This is a genomic window from Plebeiibacterium sediminum (assembly GCF_026013605.1).
In the GTDB taxonomy this organism is placed as follows: Bacteria; Bacteroidota; Bacteroidia; order Bacteroidales; family Marinilabiliaceae; genus Saccharicrinis; species Saccharicrinis sediminus.
Window position 1 is genome coordinate 1 of sequence record NZ_JAPDPJ010000052.1, and the last position, 23,187, is coordinate 23,187.

Below are 23,187 nucleotides of genomic sequence, written 5' to 3' on the forward strand. Positions count from 1 at the left end.
AAGGCGTAAATGACTCGAATTCTTATATTTTGTAAACTTTACCAAAACTTCTTTTCAGTAAATGTTTATTTCAATCTTTTTAACTCCTCAACCTTTTATTGAGTGTCGCTCTAAAAGCGGATGCAAAGATAATAACTTTATTTTCTCTTTTCCAAATAAATTTTGAAAAATTTTTATTTCTTTTTCTAAACTTATTTTTAATCCTAAATCAAATTGTTTTAATTCGATTTAACCTTTGTGATAATTTCAAAAATGTCAGTTATTAATCTTGTGCTTTTCCTTAAAAGCGGATGCAAAATAACAGACTTTATTTTTAAAATCCAAACACCTTAACTGTTTTTTTCTTTAAATTTCTCATCACTATTTTCCAACATTCATTTTCTCAACACTTTACGCTATATTTTTTTCTTAAATTATTTTTCCATTCCTTAATATCTATATGATTCTTATCCTTACAACAGTCCTTCTAACCTTAATTTTTATACAAGAATAACTTCACTTAATAAAACCATTACCTAAAAATTTTAAGATTCTATCTTAAACAAACAATACACAACAAACAAATCATTATATCCTAAATCTATTCTACAATACTACGCCCCAATCAATGTATCCTATAATACATCGTGTTTTTTATAATCAAAAGGTTTAATATATTATTGATGTTATTACATTTGTGCTCAACACATATATTTAATATAGAATTTTAATTGTGACTGATAGTATTGTTATAATTCCCACTTACAATGAAAAGGAAAACATCGAAGCAATTGTAGATGTTGTATTTTCATTACCTAACGATTTTGAAATCTTAATTATTGAAGACAATTCTCCTGACGGTACCGCAGACATTGTGCGAGATCTTCAAAATAAATACGAAAACAGACTTCACATGATTGAACGAAAAGGGAAACTTGGACTTGGTACTGCATATATTACAGGTTTTAAATGGGCGATAGAAAAAGGGTATAATTATATTTTTGAAATGGATGCAGACTTCTCTCACCCACCAGAGAAATTAATTGAACTTTATAATACATGCAAGAATGGAGCTGATTTAGCTATTGGTTCAAGATATAAATCTGGAGTAAATGTTGTAAATTGGCCTATGGGCAGAGTATTGATGTCATATTTTGCATCGGTATACGTTCGATTAATTACAGGAATGAAAATTATGGACACTACTGCCGGTTTTAAATGTTATAAACGTCAAACACTAGAAACTATTCCTTTAGACAAGATTAAATTAAAGGGTTATGGTTTTCAGATTGAAATGAAATTTACGACATGGAAGTACGGTTTCAACATTATTGAAGTTCCAATTGTTTTTACTGACAGACAAAAAGGCACATCAAAAATGAGTGGCGGAATATTTAATGAAGCTGTATGGGGTGTTATAAAAATGAAAATAGCCAGCTGGTTTAAGAAGTACGAAAGAGAAACAATGTAATTTCAGATTATTAAAAGCAAGAGGTATGAGTTCTACATTAATAAAAAACATTAAGATAATTAACGAAGGTGAATCAATTATTGGCAGCATATTAATAACTGACGACATCATTAGTTCAATCTATACAACTAGTGATGATTTACCAAAAGCGGACGAAATAATTGACGGGACTGGAAAAATACTTCTTCCTGGAGTTATTGATGATCAGGTTCACTTTAGAGAACCTGGATTAACCCATAAAGCAGAAATATATACAGAAGCCAAAGCAGCTGTTGCAGGAGGAACAACTTCCTTTATGGAAATGCCCAACACAAAACCTCAAGCTACAACACATGAAGTTTTAGAGGAAAAATACAACATAGCATCAAACAGATCAATTGCCAATTATTCATTTTATATAGGAGCTACAAACGATAACCTTGATGAATTATTGAAAACTGATCCGGAAAAAGTTTGTGGGATAAAAGTATTTATGGGTAGTTCAACGGGAAATATGCTTGTTGATAATGAAGATACTCTTGCCGGAATATTTTCAAAAGCACCTACAATAATAACGGCTCACTGTGAAGATGAAGATACGATTCAAGCAAACTTAAAGACATACAAAGATAAATACGGTGAGGATGTTCCATTTGAGATGCATCACTTAATCCGTTCAGAAGAAGCTTGTTACAAATCATCATCAAAAGCAGCTGCACTTGCCCGTAAACATGGAGCAAGACTACATATTTTGCACTTGACTACAGCTAAGGAGCTTGAACTACTGGATCAGAACATAGCTATTGAAGATCGAAAAATTACTGGAGAAGTATGTGTTCATCATCTTTGGTTTACCAATGAAGATTATAAAAAATACGGGGCCAGAATTAAATGGAATCCAGCTATAAAAACAATGAGTGACAGAGATGCTCTAAGAAAAGCTGTTGCTAATGATGTTTTAACTGTTGTAGCTACCGACCACGCACCTCATACAAAAGAAGAAAAAGAGGGCACATATTTTAAAGCACCTTCCGGAGGTCCTTTAGTGCAACACTCACTTGTTGCCATGCTGGAAATGGCTAAAGATGGTATTTTTACCTACGAGCAAGTTGTTAACAAAATGTGTCATGCTCCTGCTCAACTTTTTCAAGTTAAAAACAGAGGATTTATAAGAGAAGGTTATAAAGCAGATCTTGTTATTATTGATCCTGAATCTGAATGGACAGTTTCATCTGATAATATAGTTTCTAAATGTGGATGGAGTCCATTTGAAGGACAAAGTTTTTCTCACAAAGTAAGTCATACTTTTGTGAACGGACACCTTGCTTTCAACAATGGCATATTTAATGAAAATAAAATGGGTGAACGTTTAACCTTTAATAGATGATCATAAAATGAAAACAATACTGCCTACAATACTATTAATTATTTTTACAGCTATTGCATGCAATCATAATACAGAAAAGCAAATTGTTTATACAGCACCAAGCTCAAATAATTTAGAACTGTGGGCAGATACCATTATTTATGATGTGCTAATTTCTAATCCTGACTCAACAGATGATTGGCAGGAACAAAAACTAAAACATCTCGATCATAAAAAAATAGTGGATGATCTTTTTGAAAGTATTTATTCCGGCCAAAAAAAAGCTTATAACTACTATACAAATTCAGAATACAGCATAGAAGATATTAAAGAATTTGAAGAAGATTATCCCAGAAGCAATATTGGTAAACTTCAATTTTCGGAATCATGGTTGTATGATAAAACATTAGGAAAGCACATTAAGCAAGTGCATTCAATTCTTGTAGCATATACTTTATATGATTCTTCAAACAACATAAGAGGATATAAAGCCGGATTCTTTATCAAAAACGATTAAACTTTTACGAAGGTTTTCATCTCCATTACCGTCAAATATTAAAACAAACAAATAATAATATGAAAACCGTACGAATTTTACATCGTTATGTAGGCTTCTTCTTAGTCGGCATTATGATTATCTATGCTCTGAGTGGGATTGTATTAACATATCGCAATTCCGATATCTTCAGGATTAAAAAACATATTGAACAAACTTTGCAACCAGATCTAAAAGCTGAAGAATTAGCCCGGGCTCTTAAGTTTAGATATATAAATATTGAAAAAGAAACTGAAGAATCTTTATTCTTTAAAGATGGAGAATACAATAAAAAAACAGGAATTGTATCTTACGAAAGATCTGAATATCCGGCAATCATCTAAAAATTAGTAAATCTTCATAAAACACCATCAGGTGGTTTTATTTCATGGTTAACAACATTTTTGGGTATAGCCTTATTGTTTTTAGCAATCTCTTCCTTTTGGATGTTTAAGCCTAAAACTAAAATATTTAAAAGAGGCATTTTAGTTGCTACTGCCGGAATTATATTCAGTATAATATTAATAATTTTCTCATAGTCATTAGACTATGAGAAATTCCATTCACTTTCCTTAACTACATAACGAGCTGTATTACGACTTAATTGAGAATCTACAACTTCTTTACCATTAATTACTTCTTCAATAGCATCTTCATTATAATTACGAATAGTAACCAACTCTACATTTTCATTATATTTTACAATAAAGTCCTTCTTCAAATCTTCTATTAATACAGAAGGATTTCTTTTTGTATCGATACAAGCAGAAAAGTTTAGTGCTGAGTTCTGCATTAAATTTATTTTAATTTTATTTCTACCAAAAATGGCAAATATTTCACTCAGGTTATCTTCTACAATAAATGAAAAATCCTTTGGTGAAATTGTGATAAAAAGTTGATTGGGCTTTAAAATAAAAACAGGCAGCTTATTTCCTGAATGTTCAACTGATTCTATAACCGTGCCAGGCAAACTAATATCCATAAAAGATTTAACATAGAGTGGAATCTCTTTATTTTGCAATGGCTTAAGGGTTTTAGGATGAATTACCTGAGCCCCGTAATAAGCTAATTCAATAGCTTCCGGATAAGAAATTTCTTTAAGCTTTTTAGCATGAGGATACCATCTAGGATCAGCATTTAAAACTCCCGGCACATCTTTCCATATAGTCAAACTTTCGGCATCTAAAATATGAGCAAAAACGGCACCTGAATAATCAGACCCTTCCCTACCTAAAGTTGTAGTAATATTATTAATTGTTGAACCAATAAAACCTTGTGTTATATATACAGATTCTTCTTTAAAGCTAATTTCCTTTTTTACAAACTGAGAACTTAACCCCCAGTTAACACCTGCGTCTCTGTAATTCTCATCTGTTTTGATCAACTTTCTACCATCTACCCATTTATTTTTTAAACCGATATAATTGGCATAGTTACTGATTATTTGAGTAGACAATATTTCGCCGAATGAAACAATCTGATCGTATTCAAAATCGTAATTTAACGAAGGGTGCAATTGAACTCTTTCCCACAACGATGACTGAATCTGATCAAATAGTTCGTAAAAAGAATGATTGGGTTCAAATAATTCATGGATGATCTGTTGGTGATATTCAACAATTGAGTCAAATGTATTTTTTAATAGACTTTTATCTTGCTTCATATATGCTTCAACAAGTTCCTCCATCGCATTTGTTGTTTTTCCCATAGCAGAAATTACAACAACCATAGGGTTAGTATTACGTTTGATAACACTACAGACATTGCGAACACCGGAGGCATTTTTAACAGAAGCCCCACCAAATTTATAAACTTGAATTTGCATAATTTTGATTGTATAAATATTATACTCAAAGTTACTAAAAATGAAAGTCGATTTTATGTAAAACATCAGTTCTTTGCGTGATTTATATCATAAATCACGGGTACGAATTACATTATCATTGATAACCATTTTTATAAGATATTTCAATAACAAACGTCACAACTCTTTATTACATTTGGTTTAAAGCACATTTAAATATAAAATATAATCGTTCAAATAATAGATTTTCATAAAAGCAAAATAAATCCATTCAATAACTAATTAACATAAAAAGCATCAATACTAACACCTCTATCACACAAAGCTTATCTCATTGTTTTTCTAGTACTTAATAATATCTGATTAAGAAAATGTGATTAACTAAAAATGAAATAAACGCCGCTTTTTATAACGATAACATACATTTGAGTATAATAATACAAAGGATTTTTTAAGCGTATTTCGCTAAATATTAATAACTTTTATCTACTTTCGCCAAAATTTATTGCAAGAAGCTACTTTCTTCAATAAATATTTCCGAATATCTATTACCATTTTCTTTCCCTCTGAGTTCCGATATCAGAACTATAAACTGATTTTGATTTAGATAACTTAATCTACTTCATAATAATTATAGAATTAAAAAAGATAATGAATCCGGCTGGAGAAATAAAAAAGGGAAACGAGGACTTTGTTCTTTGGTTATTTTACTCAAATAGGCAATACATACGTAGCTTAATAATTATTGTATTAATATTTTATCCTGCGTTTGCTATACTTGATTTCTATGCAACAAGCACATCTTTTAACACCTTATTATATATTCGTTTATTTATTGGGCTCCCTGTACTTGGAACAGCTTTGGCATTATCTTTTGTTGAGAAATTACAAGTATATCTTAGAACTATTAATGCCTCTGCGTTATTTATAGTTAACCTTAGTATATCATTAATGTATTATCATCTAACTCCTGCTGAAAAAGCATTTGATTCATACTACTCCGGGTTAATAATATCTACTGCAAGCTTATCGTTATCTATGAGTAACATTAAATTATCCAATATATACATCATTATATCTACACTTCTTTTTATCTCAATCTCACTATTTAAACATCACTTATTATCATTTAACAAGCTTTTGTTTATTCAATCCTCCACTTTTTTAATAACCTCAGCTGGATTTTGGATTTTTGCTAATACTATTATTGATCGATTTTCGAAGAAACTTTTTCAAACTCAAAAAAAGATAAGTCTTGAGAGAGACCAGATTAGCACTCAGAAAGAAAAATATGAAAAACTAAATACAACAAAAAACCAATTCTTCAGTATTATATCTCACGATTTAAGAAGCCCATTTAATACACTGATTGGATACTTTAGTTTACTACTTCAAAATGAAGAAAAAGATTTTAAGGTAAAAAGAGATGAAATTTTACGAATCTATTTTCATATAAGAAGAACTTATAATTTACTAAACAATATTTTAATTTGGGGAAGATCTCAATTACGTAATAATTACTTTCAACCTCAAACCTATGTGATTAAAGATATCATTTTTGAAAACAAAGATCTGTTTAAAGAAATTGCTTCATCCAAAAACATCAAAATCACCTATATCATTGATGATTATGCATTTGTATACTGCGACAAGGAAATGATAGGCACTATTGTAAGAAACCTTGTTTTAAATGCTTTAAAATTTACAAAATCAGGCGGCGACGTTACTATAATAGCACGTAAACACACCCAAAAAGAAATAGAAATTGCTGTAATTGATACAGGAATTGGGATTTCGTCAAAGACCAAAAGAAAAATTTTAAAAGCTGATGAACAATACACTACACCTGGCACCGACAATGAAGAAGGTTCAGGTATTGGATTAATGATATGTCAGGAATTCCTCAATCTTCACCAGAAGCAATTGAACATTGATAGTAAAGTGAACCATGGAAGTAAATTTTATTTCTTCCTACCACAAAATGCTACACAAATAAAACGCAACAAGTAAACCACACAATACTTTTTTCATCATTCTTATACTCAGTCTTTTTAAAATAATTTACTTTCAAGGTTATAATTTCTACAAAAACACTCTAGTATTATTACTTTTGCAAAAAAGATTATAACGTGACTCAATCAATTATACTCAAGAAGTACAGTTCTTCCGACCAAATAAATCAATTAAAAAAGCTAATTAAAGAAAACAAACAACGATTGTTTTTATCCGGAACAACAGGTTCCTTCAAAAGCATTCTGGTTGCAGGGGCTCTTGACAACAATCAACATTTAGTTGTTTTAAATGATAAGGAGGAAGCAGCATATTTCTACAATGACTTAGTTCAATTACTAGGAGATGATCATGTTTATTTTTTACCATCAACTTATAAACGCTCTCCGGAGTATGGTAATATAGATGCTTCAAATATTATTCTGAGGACTGAAGCATTAAATTTTCTTGGATCACAAAAGAAACAAGGAATTGTAGTAAGTTATCCTTTGGCCATTTTTGAAAAAGTGCCTACCAATGAAAATCTGAACGATTGTACACTTAATATCAAAACAGGTGAGAAACTTGATATTTCATTCGTAACTGAGATGTTGAATGAATACGAATTCAAACGTGTTGATTTTGTATATGAGCCAGGTCAATTCTCCGTTCGAGGAAGTATTGTTGATATCTATTCATTTGCCAATGAAGATCCATATCGTATTGACTTTTTTGGCGACGAAGTTGATTCGATCAGAACTTTCGATCTTGAAAATCAATTATCGATAAATAAACTGGATAACATTGCTATTATTCCAAACCTAAATAACCAACAAAATTCCGAAAAAATATCATTAATCAATTTCTTGAATCCAGAAACTACAATTTGGACTTATGACATTGAATTTATAAGTGATAAAATAAAAGAAGCACACGTAAAAATTAAACACAGACATAATGAAAAGAGTGAAAGTGAAGTCATTCCTTCATTAAATAATTTCATTGATAAGTCTGAAATTATATCATCTCTTGAGTCATTAAAAACAGTTGAGTTTAGTAAAAAGAGTTTCTATAAAGAATACACCGAAATTCCGTTTAACATATCACCACAACCTGCTTTTAATAAAAATTTTGATTTACTTGAGCAGGATTTAATTACGAATGAAGAAAATGGATATCATCGTTTTATTCTTTCTGACAATCCAAAACAACATGAAAGACTTAGAGATATCTTTAAAGATCTTGACAGTAAAGTTTCATTTACCCCTCTAGAAAAAACACTTCACGAAGGGTTTATTGATCATGACTCCCAATTCTGTTTTTATACAGATCACCAGATATTTGAACGATATCATAAATTTAGTTTAAGAACTGACAAAGCCCGAATTGCAAAGCAGGCGATCTCACTTAAAGAACTTAGCAGATTAAATCCGGGAGATTATGTTGTTCATATTGATCATGGTATTGGGAGATTTGGTGGCCTGGTGACAACCGATGTTAATGGAAAACCTCAAGAGGCCATTCGCTTAGTCTTCAGAGATAACGATGTTCTTTTAGTCAGCATTCATTCTTTACATCGAATCAGTAAATATAAAAGTAAAGATGGTGAGCCTCCTCGTATTAATAAATTGGGAACGGCTGCATGGCAGAAGATAAAAGACAAGACAAAGAAAAAGGTAAAAGATATTGCCAGAGAATTAATCTCTTTATATGCACAAAGAAAACAAGAGCCCGGATTTGCTTTTTCACCAGATAGTTATTTACAAACAGAGTTAGAAGCATCTTTTATTTACGAAGACACTCCGGATCAGGAAAAGTCGACTCGCCTTGTAAAAGAAGCCATGGAGAAAGACATTCCAATGGACATGCTTGTATGTGGTGATGTTGGGTTTGGCAAAACAGAAATTGCTATAAGAGCTGCTTTTAAAGCGATTACAGACAATAAACAAGTTGCTATTTTGGTTCCTACCACCATTCTGGCAATGCAACATTACAATACTTTTAAGGATCGTTTAAAAGATTTCCCTTGTGAAATTGATTATATAAGTCGACTGCGAAAACCCAAAGAAATTAAGCATGCGCTGAACAGATTAAAAACCGGAGAACTCAATATCATCATTGGTACACACCGCCTTATCGGAAAAGATGTTGAATTTAAGGACATGGGATTACTGATTGTTGACGAGGAACAAAGATTTGGAGTTAGTATAAAAGAAAAACTAAAAAAAATAAAAGTAAATGTAGATACACTCACACTTACTGCAACTCCAATTCCACGTACCCTTCAGTTTTCATTAATGGGAGCGCGTGATTTATCAATATTAAATACACCTCCTCCAAACCGTCATCCTATACTAACGGAGCTTCATACCATCAATGATGAGATCATCAAAGAAGCCATTTCGTATGAAATAGATAGAAACGGACAAGTATTTTTTATACACAACAGGGTTCAGAATATTTTTGAAATCGAGGCGATGATAAATCGCATACTTCCAAACGTAAAAACAATAGTGGCTCATGGACAAATGGATGGTCCACAATTGGAAAATATTATGCTTGGATTTATCAATGGTGATTACGATGTTTTAATTGCAACAACAATTATTGAGTCCGGATTAGATATTCCTAATGCGAATACAATTATAATAAACAACGCAAACCACTTTGGATTAAGTGAACTTCACCAATTACGAGGAAGAGTTGGACGATCAAACAAAAAGGCCTTTTGTTATTTACTAGCTCCTCCATTAACTTCTGTTACCCAGGAAGCCAGAAGAAGACTTAAAATTATTGAAGAATTCTCTGATTTAGGCAGCGGTTTTAATATTTCAATGCAAGATTTAGATATTCGAGGTGCCGGTAATTTATTAGGTGGAGAACAAAGTGGATTTATTGCAGATATAGGTTTTGAAACTTACCATAGAATTTTAAACGAAGCTATACTTGAACTTAAGGAAACTGAATTTAAAGATCTTTATCAGGAAGAAATCAACCAAAAAGCAGACAAGAACATTCAATTTGTAAGCGATTGCACCATTGAAACCGACGCTCTTTTAGTAATTCCAGATACTTATGTAGAAAATGTTGCAGAACGAATGCAATTGTATAGAAAACTGGATGGTTTAAAAGATGAAAATGAACTTGAAGAATTTAAAGCAGAGTTAATTGACAGATTTGGACACATTCCGGATTCAACACTGGAATTAATTCAAATCGTACAAATAAGATGGAAAGCAATAGAACTCGGAATAGAGAAAATTATATTCAAAAACAACAAACTTCTCATCTATTTCGTGTCGAATCAGGAATCTCCATATTATCAATCACCTGTATTTACAGGAATTCTTGGTTATTTACAATCAAAGGCTAAAACTGCTAAAATGCAAGAAAAAAATAACAAATTGCGTTTAGCAGTATCTTCTATTAAAAGTGTTAATGGAATAAAACAACTGGTTGATGATATGCATATCAACATATTTACAGAAAACTGATTTTTTATAAAATTAGTTTTCTGTAATCATCCACTCTAACACTTCTCCTTTTGGAGAGGTTAGAGTATTACAATTTAAAATATATGTTTTTCCATTATTAAATTGTAATTCCATTTCTTCTTCTAACACATCAGGAGTAATAGTTTCTTTAAACACACGTATCCATTTACAATCATCATCAAATAAAGTATATATTTTTTTTCCTTCAATATCTTTAACACCTAACTCATCCTGAGTAAAAGCATTTGTTTTTAATACTTTTCCTTCATTATCCAGTACAAAAACTATTTTATTTTTTCCTAACAAAACTTTTTCATACAACTGTTTTCGTCGTTCACAAGCATCTGTAATACTTGCATCCTTTATAATTACCTGGACAGAAACTTTATTATTAAATCGAACTTTTGACCCTGTTATTTCGGCACGGTATGTATCTCCATGTACAGTTTTTAGTTGCGCAAAAAATGGTTCGATTTTACTATCATCTTTAATAGAAGCATTTACCTTCTCTGTAAATTCCTCTAAATAATCTTCTTGAATAAAATTATTGATTGGTAAACCTATTACATCTTCAATATAATGTGTTTTAAAAACATCTAATCCTAAACAATTTAAATACATGATTTTTCCATTAGTAACAACTACTATTGGAAACGGTGATGCAGAAATAAATTCACGATATCCTTTTTCTCTTTCATTTTGTTCTACATCAACTTTATGTTTATAATAAGCCAGATCAATACTTATACCTAATTCCTTTTTATTAATCGGTTTTACCAAAAAACCATAGGAATTGGTTACAATAGCTCTTTCTATTACCTGAGAAGAAGTGTCACTTGACACATATATAACAGGGATATTTACTTCTCTTTTTAAAAGTTCTGCGGTTTGAATACCATCAAGCTCTCCATCTAAATGTATATCCATCAGAACCACATCAGGTTTTAACTCCTTGCACATCTTAACGGCTTCATTCCCCGATGAAGTTCCCCCAACCAATTCATGCCCCAAATCACGCAGAAACATCGTAAAAATAGCAGTTATAAATTTATCATCTTCAACTACAAAAATTCTTCTCATAATAAAATTTGATTCACATTCTTATCATTTAGCTTTCAAATAATTATATATTTGCGCCAAAAACTATTATACGTGAATTTAGTCATTGATCAGGGAAATACATTTATAAAAATTGGTGTTTTTGATAAGGGTAAGCTGATTCATTTTGATTCCTACAATTTTTTTGACGAAAAAATATTAGCTGATACTATGTTTCGTCAAAAAATTAGTAAAGTCATTATTTCCTCAGTAAAACAGGATTATGCAGATAAAGAATCTGTATTAAAACCAATAGGACTTCCTAATTGTATTGAGACCATCATTCTAGATAGTAGTACTAAAATTCCTATTAAAAACAATTACGAAACCCCCAAAACACTTGGTAAAGACAGAGTGGCGGCTTTAGTTGGAGCTTCAAGTCTTTACCCGGGCTGCCCTAAATTAGTGATTGATGCAGGAACTGCTATTACTATTGATTTTTTAGACGAAAACAACTGCTTTTTAGGTGGTAATATTTCTCCCGGCATTCAAACCCGATTTAAAGCTTTACATCAAAACACAGGTCAATTACCTCTTCTAAAAACAAATGAGAATTCTCCATTTTTGGGATTAAATACTGCGAATGCAATAGAATCCGGAGTGCAAAATGGGGTAATTTTTGAAATAGAGCGTTATATTGAACACTTTATCTCCCTTAATATCAGCACAAAAACAATTTTAACAGGTGGAGATGCATATTTTTTTGCCAAAAATTTAAAAAATCCCATCTTTGTAAATCAAAATTTAGTACTAACAGGTTTAAATACAATACTTGAATACAATGTGTGATGAAAATATATTAGCTAAACACCAGCTAATAAATAAAAAATGTAAATCTACACCCACCAACCAACCAAAAGTTATCACCGAATATGCCCTATACAGTATTGGCATAAATTTTGGTGTACTAGCAGAAAATCATCGTGCTTTTAATGACACATCAAGTATTACAATATAGAATATTATTCGCAGCAGACAATAACAACAATTTGATTAACAATTATTTAAAACTTATAAACACCATGCCAAGAATTTTTACAAAGATTTTTATCACGGGAATGATAACTCTTTTAGCAGTACAAGTAAGTGCTCAAAAAGGAGTTGAAGACGGCTCAAAATATGGGCACGGAGAAGACAGTTTAAAATGTCTGAAGAACTTATCGTTATTTGTTGAGTACGTAAAACAAAAAAGTTATGCAGATGCAATTCCTGCATGGGAAATTTGTTTTAACGAATGTCCTTTAGCAAGTACTAAAATTTACACTGATGGTGTAAAAATTATGAACTACCGCATTAAAAAAGAAAAAGATGCTACTAAAAAAGAAGAACTTTTTCAACAATTAATGGGAGTTTACGATCAAAGAATAAAGTATTTTGGAAACGATAGAAAATACGGAGAAGGATATATCTTAGGTCGTAAAGCTGTAGAATTACTTGATCACAAAAAAACAGATGCTGATGCTCGAGTACAAGCTCAGGAGTGGTTCAAAAAATCAGTTAGTGAAAGAGGTAATAACAGCGAAGGTGCAGTTCTTGCAACATACATGACCAACACTGTTGCTATGTATAAATCAGGTCAAACTGATGCTGCAGAGGTTGTAAACAATTACATTAAAGTAAATGATATTGTTTCTGCACTAATAACTAAGTATCAGTCTAAGCCTAAGTACAAAGAAATGTATCAAACATTAAAAGATAATGTTGAAAAACTATTTGCTACTAGTGGTGCAGCTGATTGTGAAACTATTGAGAAGATTTTTGCTCCTCAACTTGCAGAAAACAAAGAAAATGTTGATTGGTTAAAATTAGTAAACAAACTATTAGCTCGTGCAAACTGCGAAGATGCTCAATTACTATATGATGTATCAGAAAGTTTACATGCTATTGAACCATCTTCATCTTCAGCATATGGTTTAGCTCGTATGTACTTAAAGTCTCAAGATCTTGATAAATCTGTTGAATACTATAACGAAGCTATTTCGTTAGAGGAAGAAGCTGATCAAAAAGGAACTTTCCACTATCAGTTAGGTTTAATTAAATTTAATCAGGGAAAATTAGCTGAAGCAAGATCAAATGCAAACAAAGCAATTGAACTAAGACCTGATTGGGGAGATCCATATATTTTAATTGGTAACTTATATGCTACATCTGCTAAAAACTTTGGTAAAGATGAATTTGAGCACGCAACAGCTTATTGGGCTGCAGTTGATCAATTTGTTAAAGCTAAAAGTGTTGATCCAAGTGTTGCTACCAAAGCCAATGAATTAATTGGAATCTATTCAAAACATTTCCCTGGAACAGAAGAAATTTTCTTCCACAACTTACAAGAAGGAGCTTCTTATAAGTTAGAAGGATGGATTAATGTATCAACAAAAGTTAGAGCTAAAAAATAACAGATGGAATCTGAATATTTAAATAGCAACAAACAAAATATTTTTAAAACTGCAAGTGGCATTATGCTACTTGCAGTTTTACTTTTTATTTACTCATGTTCTTCAAATAAACCTGAAGAAATCAAAGCTATTGAGGAAATACAAAACATACCTTCACTTGAACTATATGATTATGAATCATTCATTACAGATTCAGGAGAGGTTAAATACCACCTTATTACTCCCAAACTTCTCAATTACGACAAAAGAGAAGATCCTTATAAAGAATTTCCTTTAGGAGGACATATTATTACATATGATTCTATTAACGTAATAAGATCAGAGATTAAATGTAAGTATGCCATAAACTACGAAAAGGAAAAATTATGGGACCTAAGAAATAATGTTGAAGCCATTAACAAAGATGGTGTTATCTTTAATACAGAACAATTATTCTGGAACGAAACAGAAAAGCGTATTTACACGGAAAAGTTTATTAAAATAACAACCGAGGACAACATAATTACAGGTTATGGTCTGGAGGCCACTCAAGACCTGGATGAATACGAAATTCAAAATGTTACTGCTATATTAGAAGTGGAAACTGATGAAAAATAATATTTCATAATTGCATTCATTTTACTATTTTGACCTTACTATTTTTGTAACACATATTTAATGGACAGCTCAACCATAATTATAATTGCCTTATTATTTTCTGCATTCTTTTCCGGGTGCGAAATGGCTTTTATTTCTTCGAATAAGTTACTTATTGAATTAAATAAAAAAAAGTATCCCCGATTAGGAAAAATTATAGATACATTTATTAATAACGGAAGCTTATTTATATCAACCTTATTAATTGGAAACAACATTGCACTGGTTGTTTACGGTTTAGAAATGGGACGAATTCTTACTCCCATTATAGAAAATTACGTTAGCTCCTCGTCATCAATATTGTTTATACAAACAACATTATCCACTATATTAATTTTGGTAACAGCCGAATTTTTACCTAAAATTTTATTCCGGATAAATCCTATCTTAGTGCTAAACATTACTGCATTACCATTATTACTATTCTACACCATTTTCTACCCAATATCTAATCTTACCGTCTTTCTTTCTGAGTTTTTAATGTCGAAAATTTTAAAAACACCTGAAAAAAAGAATACAAAGAAAATAGTACTTGGCAGAATTGATTTAGATAATCTCATCTCACTACATCATGAAAAACTTGAGGATAACGACGACAATGCTAAAGAAGTAAAATTGCTCAAAAATGCTTTAGATTTTTCTAAAGTAAAAGTAAGGGAGTGCATTATTCCCCGAACAGAAATTAGTGCAATTGAAGTAAATGAAAATCTGGAAATTCTTACCAAACGTTTTATTGAAACCGGGTATTCCAAAATTCTAATCTATAAAAAATCAATTGACAATATCATTGGGTATATTCATGTATCTGAGTTATTCAAAAAACCAAAACAACTTAAAAATGCGATCAATTCATTGTCTATTGTTCCGGAAACGATGACTGCAAATAAGTTATTGGAGGTTTTCATTAAAGAACACCGAAGTATTGCTCTGGTTGTTGATGAATTTGGAGGTACAGCTGGCATTGTAACAATGGAGGATATTTTGGAGGAAATTTTTGGAGAGATTGATGACGAACATGATGTTTCTGACTTAATTGAAAAGAAAATAGCTGATAATGAATATATATTTTCAGGGAGAGTAGAAATTGATTATATCAATGAAAAATACAATTTGGACATTAGGGAATCTGAAAATTACGAAACGCTTGCCGGATTCATTCTACAACATAACGAATCAATACCTAAAAACGATGAAGAATTATTTATAGATAACTTTAAGTTAAAAATTAAATTAGCTTCAGATAATAGAATTGAATTGGTCAATTTAATAGATCTGGGTCATTCCTAAAGTAAATATCATCTGTAATATCAATACTTAAACCCGAATATACAGAACAAACAAACCGTTAGAGTTATTGCTAATTATATTTTCTTAAAATAATTTTAATCAATTTTAGGATTCAGCGCATATCCCATAACCGTGTTATCCATTTTTTTGTATATTCGTAACCTGATTTTTTGAAAATTAAAATAAACAAATAAAAGAATGGCAACATTAGAGAGAATTAGAAATAAAGGCGGTATTCTAGTAGCCGTTGTTATTGGGCTTGCCTTATTTGCCTTTATCTTAGGTGACTTTTTGAAGAGAAATGGAGGAGGTAATCAAGCCAATAGCATAGAAGTAGGAGAAATTAATGGAACTACTATTACATATGCTGAATACCAAAACGAAATAAGTCAAGCCGAAGATTTTAGAAAGCTACAAACAGGAAGCAGTAGCTTAGACGAGAACACTCAATACCAAATCAGAAATCAGGTTTGGGAACAAATGGTTCAGGAAATCCTGATGGGTGAAAAATTTGAAAATGCAGGAATTGAAGTGAGTACTGAAGAGGTATTAGAAATGGCTACAGGTAAAAATGCCCACCCAGCAATTCGTCAAATGTTCTCAGATCCACAAACTGGTGTATTTAATCAGGCAGCTGTTATTAATTTCTTGAGAAATAGAAAAAATGACAGAAATGCAAACCTATATTGGGAGTACATCAAAAAAGCAATCGTTAACGAAAAGCTAAATACGAAGTACGCAAATCTTTACAGAAAAGGATTTTACACCACTCAAAATATGATTGAGAGTGAAGCTAATGCTAACCTTAGAACTGTTGATTTCGACTTTGTTGCTGTTAACTATTCATCGATTCCTGATAGTACTATTGAAGTTTCGAATAGCGAAATTAAAGCATACTACAACGATCATTTAGAAGATTACAAACAAGATGCTGAGCGCACCATTGAATATATTTCTTTTGCTGTTAATCCTTCTGAAGAAGATAAACAACTTGCTGAAAAATGGATTACTGACACAAAAGAAGAATTTTCAAATCCAGCTACTGATGCAGGTCAATTTGTAACAATGAACTCTGATCTTCCATATGAAGACAAAAATCTTAATGCTGAAGATTTAAGAATTGCAATTAAAGACTTTGTTGTAAACGGAAAAGTTGGAGATGTTTATGGTCCTTATTTAGAAGATGAAACTTATAAATTAAGCAGAATTGTAAGCATTAAAGAAATGCCTGACTCAGTACGTGCACGTCACATATTAATTCAGGAGCAAAATCCAGCTACAGCAAATGCTATTGCAGACAGTTTAATTAACCTTATTAACAAAGGTTCTGATTTTGCTGAGTTAGCTCGCAAAAACTCTAAAGACACAGGTTCTGCCATTAACGGTGGAGATTTAAACTGGTTTAAAGAGGGTATGATGGTTAAGCCATTTAACGATGCATGTTTTAATGCAAAAAAAGGAGATGTATTAAAAGTTGAAACTCAGTTTGGTGTTCATATCATTAATATCCAAAACGTAGGTAAAACAGTTACAAAATACAATGTTGCTACACTTGCCAGAGATATTAAGTATAGTTCAAAAACTTATCAGCAAATATACTCTGAGGCTAACAAATTTGCAGCAAATAACAACACTGCTGAGAAATTTATTGAAGCTATTAAAACTGAAAACCAAACTCCTCGTTTTGCAACATTAAAAGCTAACGACAGAAATGTAAGAGGTTTAGAAAACTCTCGCAGATTAGTACAATGGGCATTTGAAGGAGAGGTTAATGATATGTCTCCTACAATTTACGAATTTGGAAATCAATTTGTAATTGCTGTTATTACTGATGCAAAAGAAGAGGGATATCAACCAGTTAATGAAGTAGCTACAAGAATTAAATCATTAATTGCTAAAGATAAAAAAGCTGAAATTATCATGAAGAAATTTGCTGATAATACAAAAACCAGCCAAAGTTTATCTTCTTTAGCTCAAAAAATGGAAAGTACAGTTCAGTCCGCAACTAACATTAATTTTGCTGCATATCAAGTTACAGGAGCAGGTTTTGAGCCAGCTTTAATTGGACTTGCAACAAATGCTGAAGTAAATAAAATCTCAATTCCTGTTAAAGGAAACAGAGGTGTTTATGTTGTTAAAGTGACTTCTGAAACTGTTGCTGAAAAAGCTGATTTAGAAGCTGCAGAAAGAACACTAACTCAAAGTAACGAGTACAAAGTTCGCTCATTAAATAATGCTATTCGCGAAGAAGCTGAAATTACAGATAGCAGAGCAAAATATTTCTAAGATATATTTCAATATAATATTTAACCAAAGCAGTCTCATATGAGGCTGCTTTTTTTATTTAAACCTTATTCCAATGTGAGTAGAAATCGAACCTTAAATCTTTCATCTAAGATATTCTCAAGTCAGATTTCCTATAACTATCACACATTTCCTTATCCGTATTCCCAATATTCTGTGATTACCATTTTCTATGCAATTATATGAAACTAACAGACTGACATCATCAATATCCTCGGATTAAAACCTTCCAAAATCACCAACAATTGACTCCACTAAGCTCCCGGAGGGAATTAAAATTTGCAGAACACATTATCAAGTAGCAGTACCGAACTTTTAAATTTAAACGTACAGGTGTGTTTAAATCCTTTATTTAGAGTTTACAGTATATCACCGTTTCTGTTTTTACCTACAGAATGTCTTCAAACTCTTTTATATTCGAGTGCAAATCCACAGAAGGTACATTCATTTACAAAAAGTAGTTTTATCTTTATATGGATGGAATTTTAGTCTTTACAAGTTTTAAAATACTAATTCCCATTAATGCGGGTGTAACGCATCATAGTCCTAGAATTTATATCTTACAAAGATGATATTTTGTTTAAATTACAGAATACTTCACAAACATACGTTCATCGGTAATTCCAGCTTAAAAGGCATAAAAAAAGGAGACTTACAATAAGCCTCCCTACTAACCCGAATTAAAACTAAATTGTTATGCGCTTAATATTTTTTTTACCGCATCTGCGATTTCTTTTCCATCAGCTTTTCCACCTAATTCTTTAGATGCCATTCCCATAACTTTTCCCATTTCTTTGATAGACTGAGCTCCAGACTTCTCTACAATTGCAGCAACTAATGCTTCCAATTTTTCACCAGTAATTTGCTCAGGTAAGAATCGAGAAATCACCTCAACTTCACTATTTTCTTTTTCAGCTAAATCTTCACGACCTTGTTCAATAAAAATGGCAGCTGCATCCTTACGTTGCTTAACCATTTTTTGAAGTATTTTCATCCCAGCTTCTTCTGATAATTCATCATCTGCACCTTTAGCTGTACTTGCTTCAATTAACTCTTTTTTTATACCTCTAAGAGCTTCCAATGCAACTCTATCCTTGGCTTTCATTGCAGCCTTAATTTCCTCTGTAATCTGATTTAATAAACTCATTATTTTTGTCTGTATTATAAACGTCAACTTAATGATAGCAGATCTAGTCTACATTATCGTGCAAATATGGATTATCACGCACTATTTTAGTCTTACCATCTTTGCCTTCTGAGATCGTAAATCTTGAAACTTTATAATCCTCTTCTGGTTCCTGAATTGGATTTAATCTCACTTTCTTTCTTTTGTAAGCAGGGATATTTTCCAGTCTCTCAATATATCGATCATCCTCCATATCTTCAGGTGAAATACTGAATCGCTCACCTACCCCTGTAACGATTTTCCCTCTTTGATACTGCCCTTCTGAAATAAACTCAGGTTCTTCCACCTCTTTCTTCTTAGGAGTGGATTTATAGAACATATTAATTCTTTCTTCTTTAGCTCGTTCGATTTCATCAAAATCAATAACTCTGCTATTACTCTCCCCTACATTACCACTTCCTTCATCTAAATCAAGCACTATAGGGTCATCATCTTTACTACTAAAGTCATCCACTACATCCTCAGATTCTCCATCTAAAGAAAACCGCTGAACTTTTGGTTCGTTTCTTTGTGAAAATTCAGCAATATTACGCGTATTAAAACCTGTAGCAATAATGGTAACATTAACTTGATCCTCAAGATTTGAATCTGATCCGGTACCCCATATAATAGAAGCGCTTGCTCCAACGGTATCCTGAACAAAATCAGTTACCTCACCAACTTCATCCATGGTAATTTCATCCACACCGGACGTAATATTAAGTAAGATATTTTTAGCACCTCGTATGTCATTACTATTTAATAATGGAGACTCTAATGCTTGCTGAATAGCTAACAATGCCCGATTTTCTCCAGAAGCACAAGAACTACCCATTATGGCTACTCCACTATCTTTCATCACTGTTTCAACATCAGCGAAGTCAACGTTTATATAGCCATGAACAGTTATTATCTCAGCAATTCCCTTTGCGGCAGTAGAAAGCACATCATCAGCTTTTGAGAAGGCATTTGATAATTTTAAATCACCATACATTTCTCTGAGCTTCTCATTATTGATCACCAAAAGAGAATCCACATTTTTCTCCATTTCGGCAATTCCGTCCAAGGCCTGATTAATTCTTAACTTTCCTTCGAATCTGAAAGGAATAGTAACAATACCAACAGTTAAGATACCAAGATCACGGGCTGCTTTAGCTATGATAGGTGCAGCACCTGTTCCTGTACCTCCACCCATACCAGCTGTTATAAAAACCATACGGGTATTATCCTGAAGTACTCTCTCTATATCTGAAAGATTTTCAATTGCAGATTGCTTTCCCTTTTCCGGTTTATTACCGGCACCTCTACCTTCAGTTAAAGACTCCCCTAGTTGGATTTTAACAGGTACAGGACTACTTTCCAACGCCTGAGCATCGGTATTACAAACCAGGAAATTTACATCTTTTATGCCCTGATTGAACATGTGATTTACAGCATTACTACCACCTCCACCTACTCCAATTACTTTAATAATGCAGTTTTGGCTTTGAGGCATTTCAAAACTCATCAAATCATCATTCATGTCAACTTTCTTTTCTTAGGTTTATCTTATTGCGAAATTACATTTCAACATCCTTTTCGTCAAAAATTCCAGCAAAAGTTTTCTTTATATTTCCAAAAAGATCTCCAGTATACTCTGTTTTATCCTTCTTCTTCTTCTCCTTTTCTTTTTTAACGGATGAAGATTTTTGTGGTTTTTCAACCTCTTCTTCAAACTCACCAGGAAACAATTCTTGTTCCACAACTGATTTTACCGGATTTTCGATCGCAGTTAATAACAGTCCTATACTTGTTGAATACATTGGTTTTCCTGCTTCTTCAACTTCCTGAGTATTGATATATTTATTTGGTAAACCTAAACGAACTTCGAGACCGGTTCTATATTTTACTAACTGTGAAAGATTTTTCAACAAAGCACCTCCACCTGTAATAACAATACCTGCACCTAACTTATCATATAATTTTGAAGCTTCAATTTGGTAAATCACATAATCGATGATTTCTTCCATACGAGCCTGAATGATATACGATAGAGACTTAAAAGAAATTTCTTTTGGCTCCCAACCTTCAATTCCAGGGATTGTAACCACCATGTCCTCCCTTTCTAAATCACCCAATGCTGAACCAAATTGTGTTTTTAATGACTCTGCCTGCTTTTGTAGTACTGCACATCCTTCTTTCACATCAGAAGTAACTACATTTCCTCCAAAAGGAATAACAGCAGTATGCTGAATAACACCATCATAAAAGATAGCCACATCAGTTGTTCCTCCACCTATATCAACAAGAACAACACCTGCCTCCTTTTCTTCCTCTGTTAAAACAGCACGTGCCGAAGCCATCGGTTCTAAAAACAATTGATTAAGTTTCAGACCAACTCTGTTAATGCATTTCTCAATATTGTTTACCGAGGCTATACGACCTAAAACTACATGGTAATTTCCCTCCAATCTACGTCCTGACATACCTACAGGATTTTTTACTCCTGTTTCATTGTCAACAACATAATCCTGAGGAAATACATGCAATATATTTTCGCCAGCTTCAAGAGGAATTTTATAGTTATCCTTATATAAATGATCTACATCAAACTGGGTTATTTCCAGATTGGTCTCAATATAACGATATCCTCTATTCTGTAGACTCTTAATATGTTGACCAGCAATACCAACATATACATCGTATAACTTAATACCGTATTTTGATTCAAGATTAAAAACCACATCTTTTATCGCACTTACGGTTGATTCAATATTAAGAACTACCCCTCGCTTGACACCTGTTGATGGTACTTTTTCAATACCTACAACATGCAATTTTCCATTGTCATCTTTGTGTCCAACAACAGCTACAATTTTGGTGGTTCCTATATCTATAGCAGCAATTAAATTGGATTGGTTATTCATTATATTATTATTTTGTACAGATTATTTGACCTTCGTATTTTAAATTAATCTCTTTGTAATTATTCCATTCCCTCGGATGAAGTCCTTCTGTATATAAAGCATACAAATTCCTCATCTTTGTGGAATAATTTTCAAGTGATCCTAAATAAACAATTTGATCACCTACCCGGGGAGCCAAAGAAATCTCACCATTTTGTTCTACATATATTTGTTCTATTTGCGCATTCCAAAAAGGATTATCATTAATAAAATGAGCAAACTCCACAATTTCATTTAAACTATCCAGCTTATTAACGTGTCCGCTTAAAACCAGCGTATGCGATGCATACTGATCAAACAAAGACATTTTATTTCCATTCTCATCCAAATAATAGGAATCATAACCAGAAAAAACCCTTAACAGAGGTTTCTTCTGACCTATGAAAACATTTAAATTTCCACCAATGGTATAATATGCCTCACATTCGTTTATTGCTTCATGCTTTTTTAAAAAGACTTCGATTTCTTCACAATCAACATCTTCAATAGCCCCTCCCAATAAACGCGGATACTTATTCAATAACACACTTTTAATCTGCTCCGAAGTAACAAACTGATAATTAACACTATCTTTAACCTCAACATGCACCTGAGAACAAACCACTTTACTTTTGCCCTGCGAAACAAATGAAAAAACCACCGGGAAAAATGCCAGTAATAATACCCAAAGAATGGTATTTTTAATTTTCTTTACCTTCATCTCGAAAAAGCTCACTTTGAATCCATTAAATATAAAACTATT

17 protein-coding genes are annotated in these 23,187 nt (G+C 32.0%); 11 read left to right on the top strand and 6 right to left on the bottom strand.

Annotated features, from left to right (window positions below; all coding sequences use genetic code 11):
• Positions 1-712 precede the first annotated feature (712 nt).
• The 4 genes from OM075_RS18050 to OM075_RS18065 are packed head-to-tail and all read left to right on the top strand — an operon-like array spanning position 713 to position 3,674.
• Positions 713-1,450, top strand: a complete 738-nt coding sequence (locus tag OM075_RS18050; protein ID WP_301191939.1) for a polyprenol monophosphomannose synthase — start codon at positions 713-715, stop codon at positions 1,448-1,450.
• A 25-nt stretch (positions 1,451-1,475) separates the two neighbouring features.
• The gene (locus OM075_RS18055) at positions 1,476-2,816 is read left to right on the top strand and encodes a dihydroorotase (RefSeq protein WP_301191940.1); all 1,341 of its coding nucleotides are present in this window, start codon (positions 1,476-1,478) and stop codon (positions 2,814-2,816) included.
• A 7-nt stretch (positions 2,817-2,823) separates the two neighbouring features.
• On the top strand, positions 2,824-3,312 hold the full coding sequence (locus tag OM075_RS18060) for a hypothetical protein (protein WP_301191941.1): 489 nt from the start codon (positions 2,824-2,826) through the stop codon (positions 3,310-3,312).
• Between the two features lie 59 nt (positions 3,313-3,371).
• Complete coding sequence (locus OM075_RS18065; RefSeq protein ID WP_301191942.1) at positions 3,372-3,674, top strand: enolase-like domain-containing protein; 303 nt, start codon at positions 3,372-3,374, stop codon at positions 3,672-3,674.
• 203 nt (positions 3,675-3,877) lie between these two features.
• On the opposite strand, the gene OM075_RS18070 is transcribed toward OM075_RS18065, so the two are convergent.
• Positions 3,878-5,155 (bottom strand): aspartate kinase, encoded by a 1,278-nt coding sequence (locus tag OM075_RS18070; RefSeq protein ID WP_301191943.1) that lies wholly within the window; start codon positions 5,153-5,155, stop codon positions 3,878-3,880.
• 630 nt (positions 5,156-5,785) lie between these two features.
• On the opposite strand from OM075_RS18070, the gene OM075_RS18075 reads away from it, so the two are divergent.
• Positions 5,786-7,144, top strand: a complete 1,359-nt coding sequence (locus OM075_RS18075; protein WP_301191944.1) for a sensor histidine kinase — start codon at positions 5,786-5,788, stop codon at positions 7,142-7,144.
• A gap of 119 nt (positions 7,145-7,263) precedes the next feature.
• Entirely contained in the window at positions 7,264-10,617 is a 3,354-nt protein-coding gene (gene mfd, locus OM075_RS18080; RefSeq protein WP_301191945.1) for a transcription-repair coupling factor, read from the top strand.
• A 12-nt stretch (positions 10,618-10,629) separates the two neighbouring features.
• Here the strand turns inward: mfd and OM075_RS18085 are convergent, their stop codons facing one another.
• Entirely contained in the window at positions 10,630-11,697 is a 1,068-nt protein-coding gene (locus tag OM075_RS18085) for a response regulator (RefSeq protein WP_301191946.1), read from the bottom strand.
• A 72-nt stretch (positions 11,698-11,769) separates the two neighbouring features.
• Here OM075_RS18085 and OM075_RS18090 point away from each other — a divergent pair, with 72 nt between their 5' ends.
• From OM075_RS18090 to OM075_RS18110, 5 genes are all read left to right on the top strand, one after another.
• Positions 11,770-12,504, top strand: coding sequence for a type III pantothenate kinase (locus OM075_RS18090; RefSeq protein WP_301191947.1), 735 nt, complete (start codon positions 11,770-11,772; stop codon positions 12,502-12,504).
• A gap of 233 nt (positions 12,505-12,737) precedes the next feature.
• A complete protein-coding gene (locus OM075_RS18095; RefSeq protein WP_301191948.1) occupies positions 12,738-14,108 on the top strand; it encodes a tetratricopeptide repeat protein in 1,371 nt (456 codons plus the stop codon).
• A gap of 3 nt (positions 14,109-14,111) precedes the next feature.
• A complete protein-coding gene (lptC, locus tag OM075_RS18100) occupies positions 14,112-14,705 on the top strand; it encodes an LPS export ABC transporter periplasmic protein LptC (RefSeq protein WP_301191949.1) in 594 nt (197 codons plus the stop codon).
• 60 nt (positions 14,706-14,765) lie between these two features.
• Complete coding sequence (locus OM075_RS18105) at positions 14,766-16,031, top strand: hemolysin family protein (RefSeq protein WP_301191950.1); 1,266 nt, start codon at positions 14,766-14,768, stop codon at positions 16,029-16,031.
• A 198-nt stretch (positions 16,032-16,229) separates the two neighbouring features.
• On the top strand, positions 16,230-18,317 hold the full coding sequence (locus OM075_RS18110; RefSeq protein ID WP_301191951.1) for a peptidylprolyl isomerase: 2,088 nt from the start codon (positions 16,230-16,232) through the stop codon (positions 18,315-18,317).
• Positions 18,318-19,029: 712 nt separating this feature from the next.
• On the opposite strand, the gene OM075_RS18115 is transcribed toward OM075_RS18110, so the two are convergent.
• The 4 genes from OM075_RS18115 to OM075_RS18130 are packed head-to-tail and all read right to left on the bottom strand — an operon-like array spanning position 19,030 to position 23,145.
• Entirely contained in the window at positions 19,030-19,482 is a 453-nt protein-coding gene (locus OM075_RS18115; RefSeq protein ID WP_301191952.1) for a GatB/YqeY domain-containing protein, read from the bottom strand.
• A gap of 43 nt (positions 19,483-19,525) precedes the next feature.
• The gene (gene ftsZ / locus OM075_RS18120) at positions 19,526-21,022 is read right to left on the bottom strand and encodes a cell division protein FtsZ (protein WP_301191953.1); all 1,497 of its coding nucleotides are present in this window, start codon (positions 21,020-21,022) and stop codon (positions 19,526-19,528) included.
• A 37-nt stretch (positions 21,023-21,059) separates the two neighbouring features.
• Positions 21,060-22,406, bottom strand: a complete 1,347-nt coding sequence (gene ftsA, locus OM075_RS18125; RefSeq protein ID WP_301191954.1) for a cell division protein FtsA — start codon at positions 22,404-22,406, stop codon at positions 21,060-21,062.
• Between the two features lie 7 nt (positions 22,407-22,413).
• On the bottom strand, positions 22,414-23,145 hold the full coding sequence (locus tag OM075_RS18130) for a cell division protein FtsQ/DivIB (RefSeq protein WP_301191955.1): 732 nt from the start codon (positions 23,143-23,145) through the stop codon (positions 22,414-22,416).
• Positions 23,146-23,187 lie beyond the last annotated feature (42 nt).

Coding starts and splice junctions, on each gene's coding strand:
- OM075_RS18055 (WP_301191940.1), top strand. CDS start 1,476: ATGAGTTCTACATTAATAAAAAACATTAAGATAATTAACGAAGGTGAA.
- OM075_RS18060 (WP_301191941.1), top strand. CDS start 2,824: ATGAAAACAATACTGCCTACAATACTATTAATTATTTTTACAGCTATT.
- OM075_RS18065 (WP_301191942.1), top strand. CDS start 3,372: ATGAAAACCGTACGAATTTTACATCGTTATGTAGGCTTCTTCTTAGTC.
- OM075_RS18070 (WP_301191943.1), bottom strand. CDS start 5,155: ATGCAAATTCAAGTTTATAAATTTGGTGGGGCTTCTGTTAAAAATGCC.
- OM075_RS18075 (WP_301191944.1), top strand. CDS start 5,786: ATGAATCCGGCTGGAGAAATAAAAAAGGGAAACGAGGACTTTGTTCTT.
- OM075_RS18085 (WP_301191946.1), bottom strand. CDS start 11,697: ATGAGAAGAATTTTTGTAGTTGAAGATGATAAATTTATAACTGCTATT.
- OM075_RS18095 (WP_301191948.1), top strand. CDS start 12,738: ATGCCAAGAATTTTTACAAAGATTTTTATCACGGGAATGATAACTCTT.
- lptC (WP_301191949.1), top strand. CDS start 14,112: ATGGAATCTGAATATTTAAATAGCAACAAACAAAATATTTTTAAAACT.
- OM075_RS18105 (WP_301191950.1), top strand. CDS start 14,766: ATGGACAGCTCAACCATAATTATAATTGCCTTATTATTTTCTGCATTC.
- OM075_RS18110 (WP_301191951.1), top strand. CDS start 16,230: ATGGCAACATTAGAGAGAATTAGAAATAAAGGCGGTATTCTAGTAGCC.
- OM075_RS18115 (WP_301191952.1), bottom strand. CDS start 19,482: ATGAGTTTATTAAATCAGATTACAGAGGAAATTAAGGCTGCAATGAAA.
- ftsZ (WP_301191953.1), bottom strand. CDS start 21,022: ATGAATGATGATTTGATGAGTTTTGAAATGCCTCAAAGCCAAAACTGC.
- ftsA (WP_301191954.1), bottom strand. CDS start 22,406: ATGAATAACCAATCCAATTTAATTGCTGCTATAGATATAGGAACCACC.
- OM075_RS18130 (WP_301191955.1), bottom strand. CDS start 23,145: ATGAAGGTAAAGAAAATTAAAAATACCATTCTTTGGGTATTATTACTG.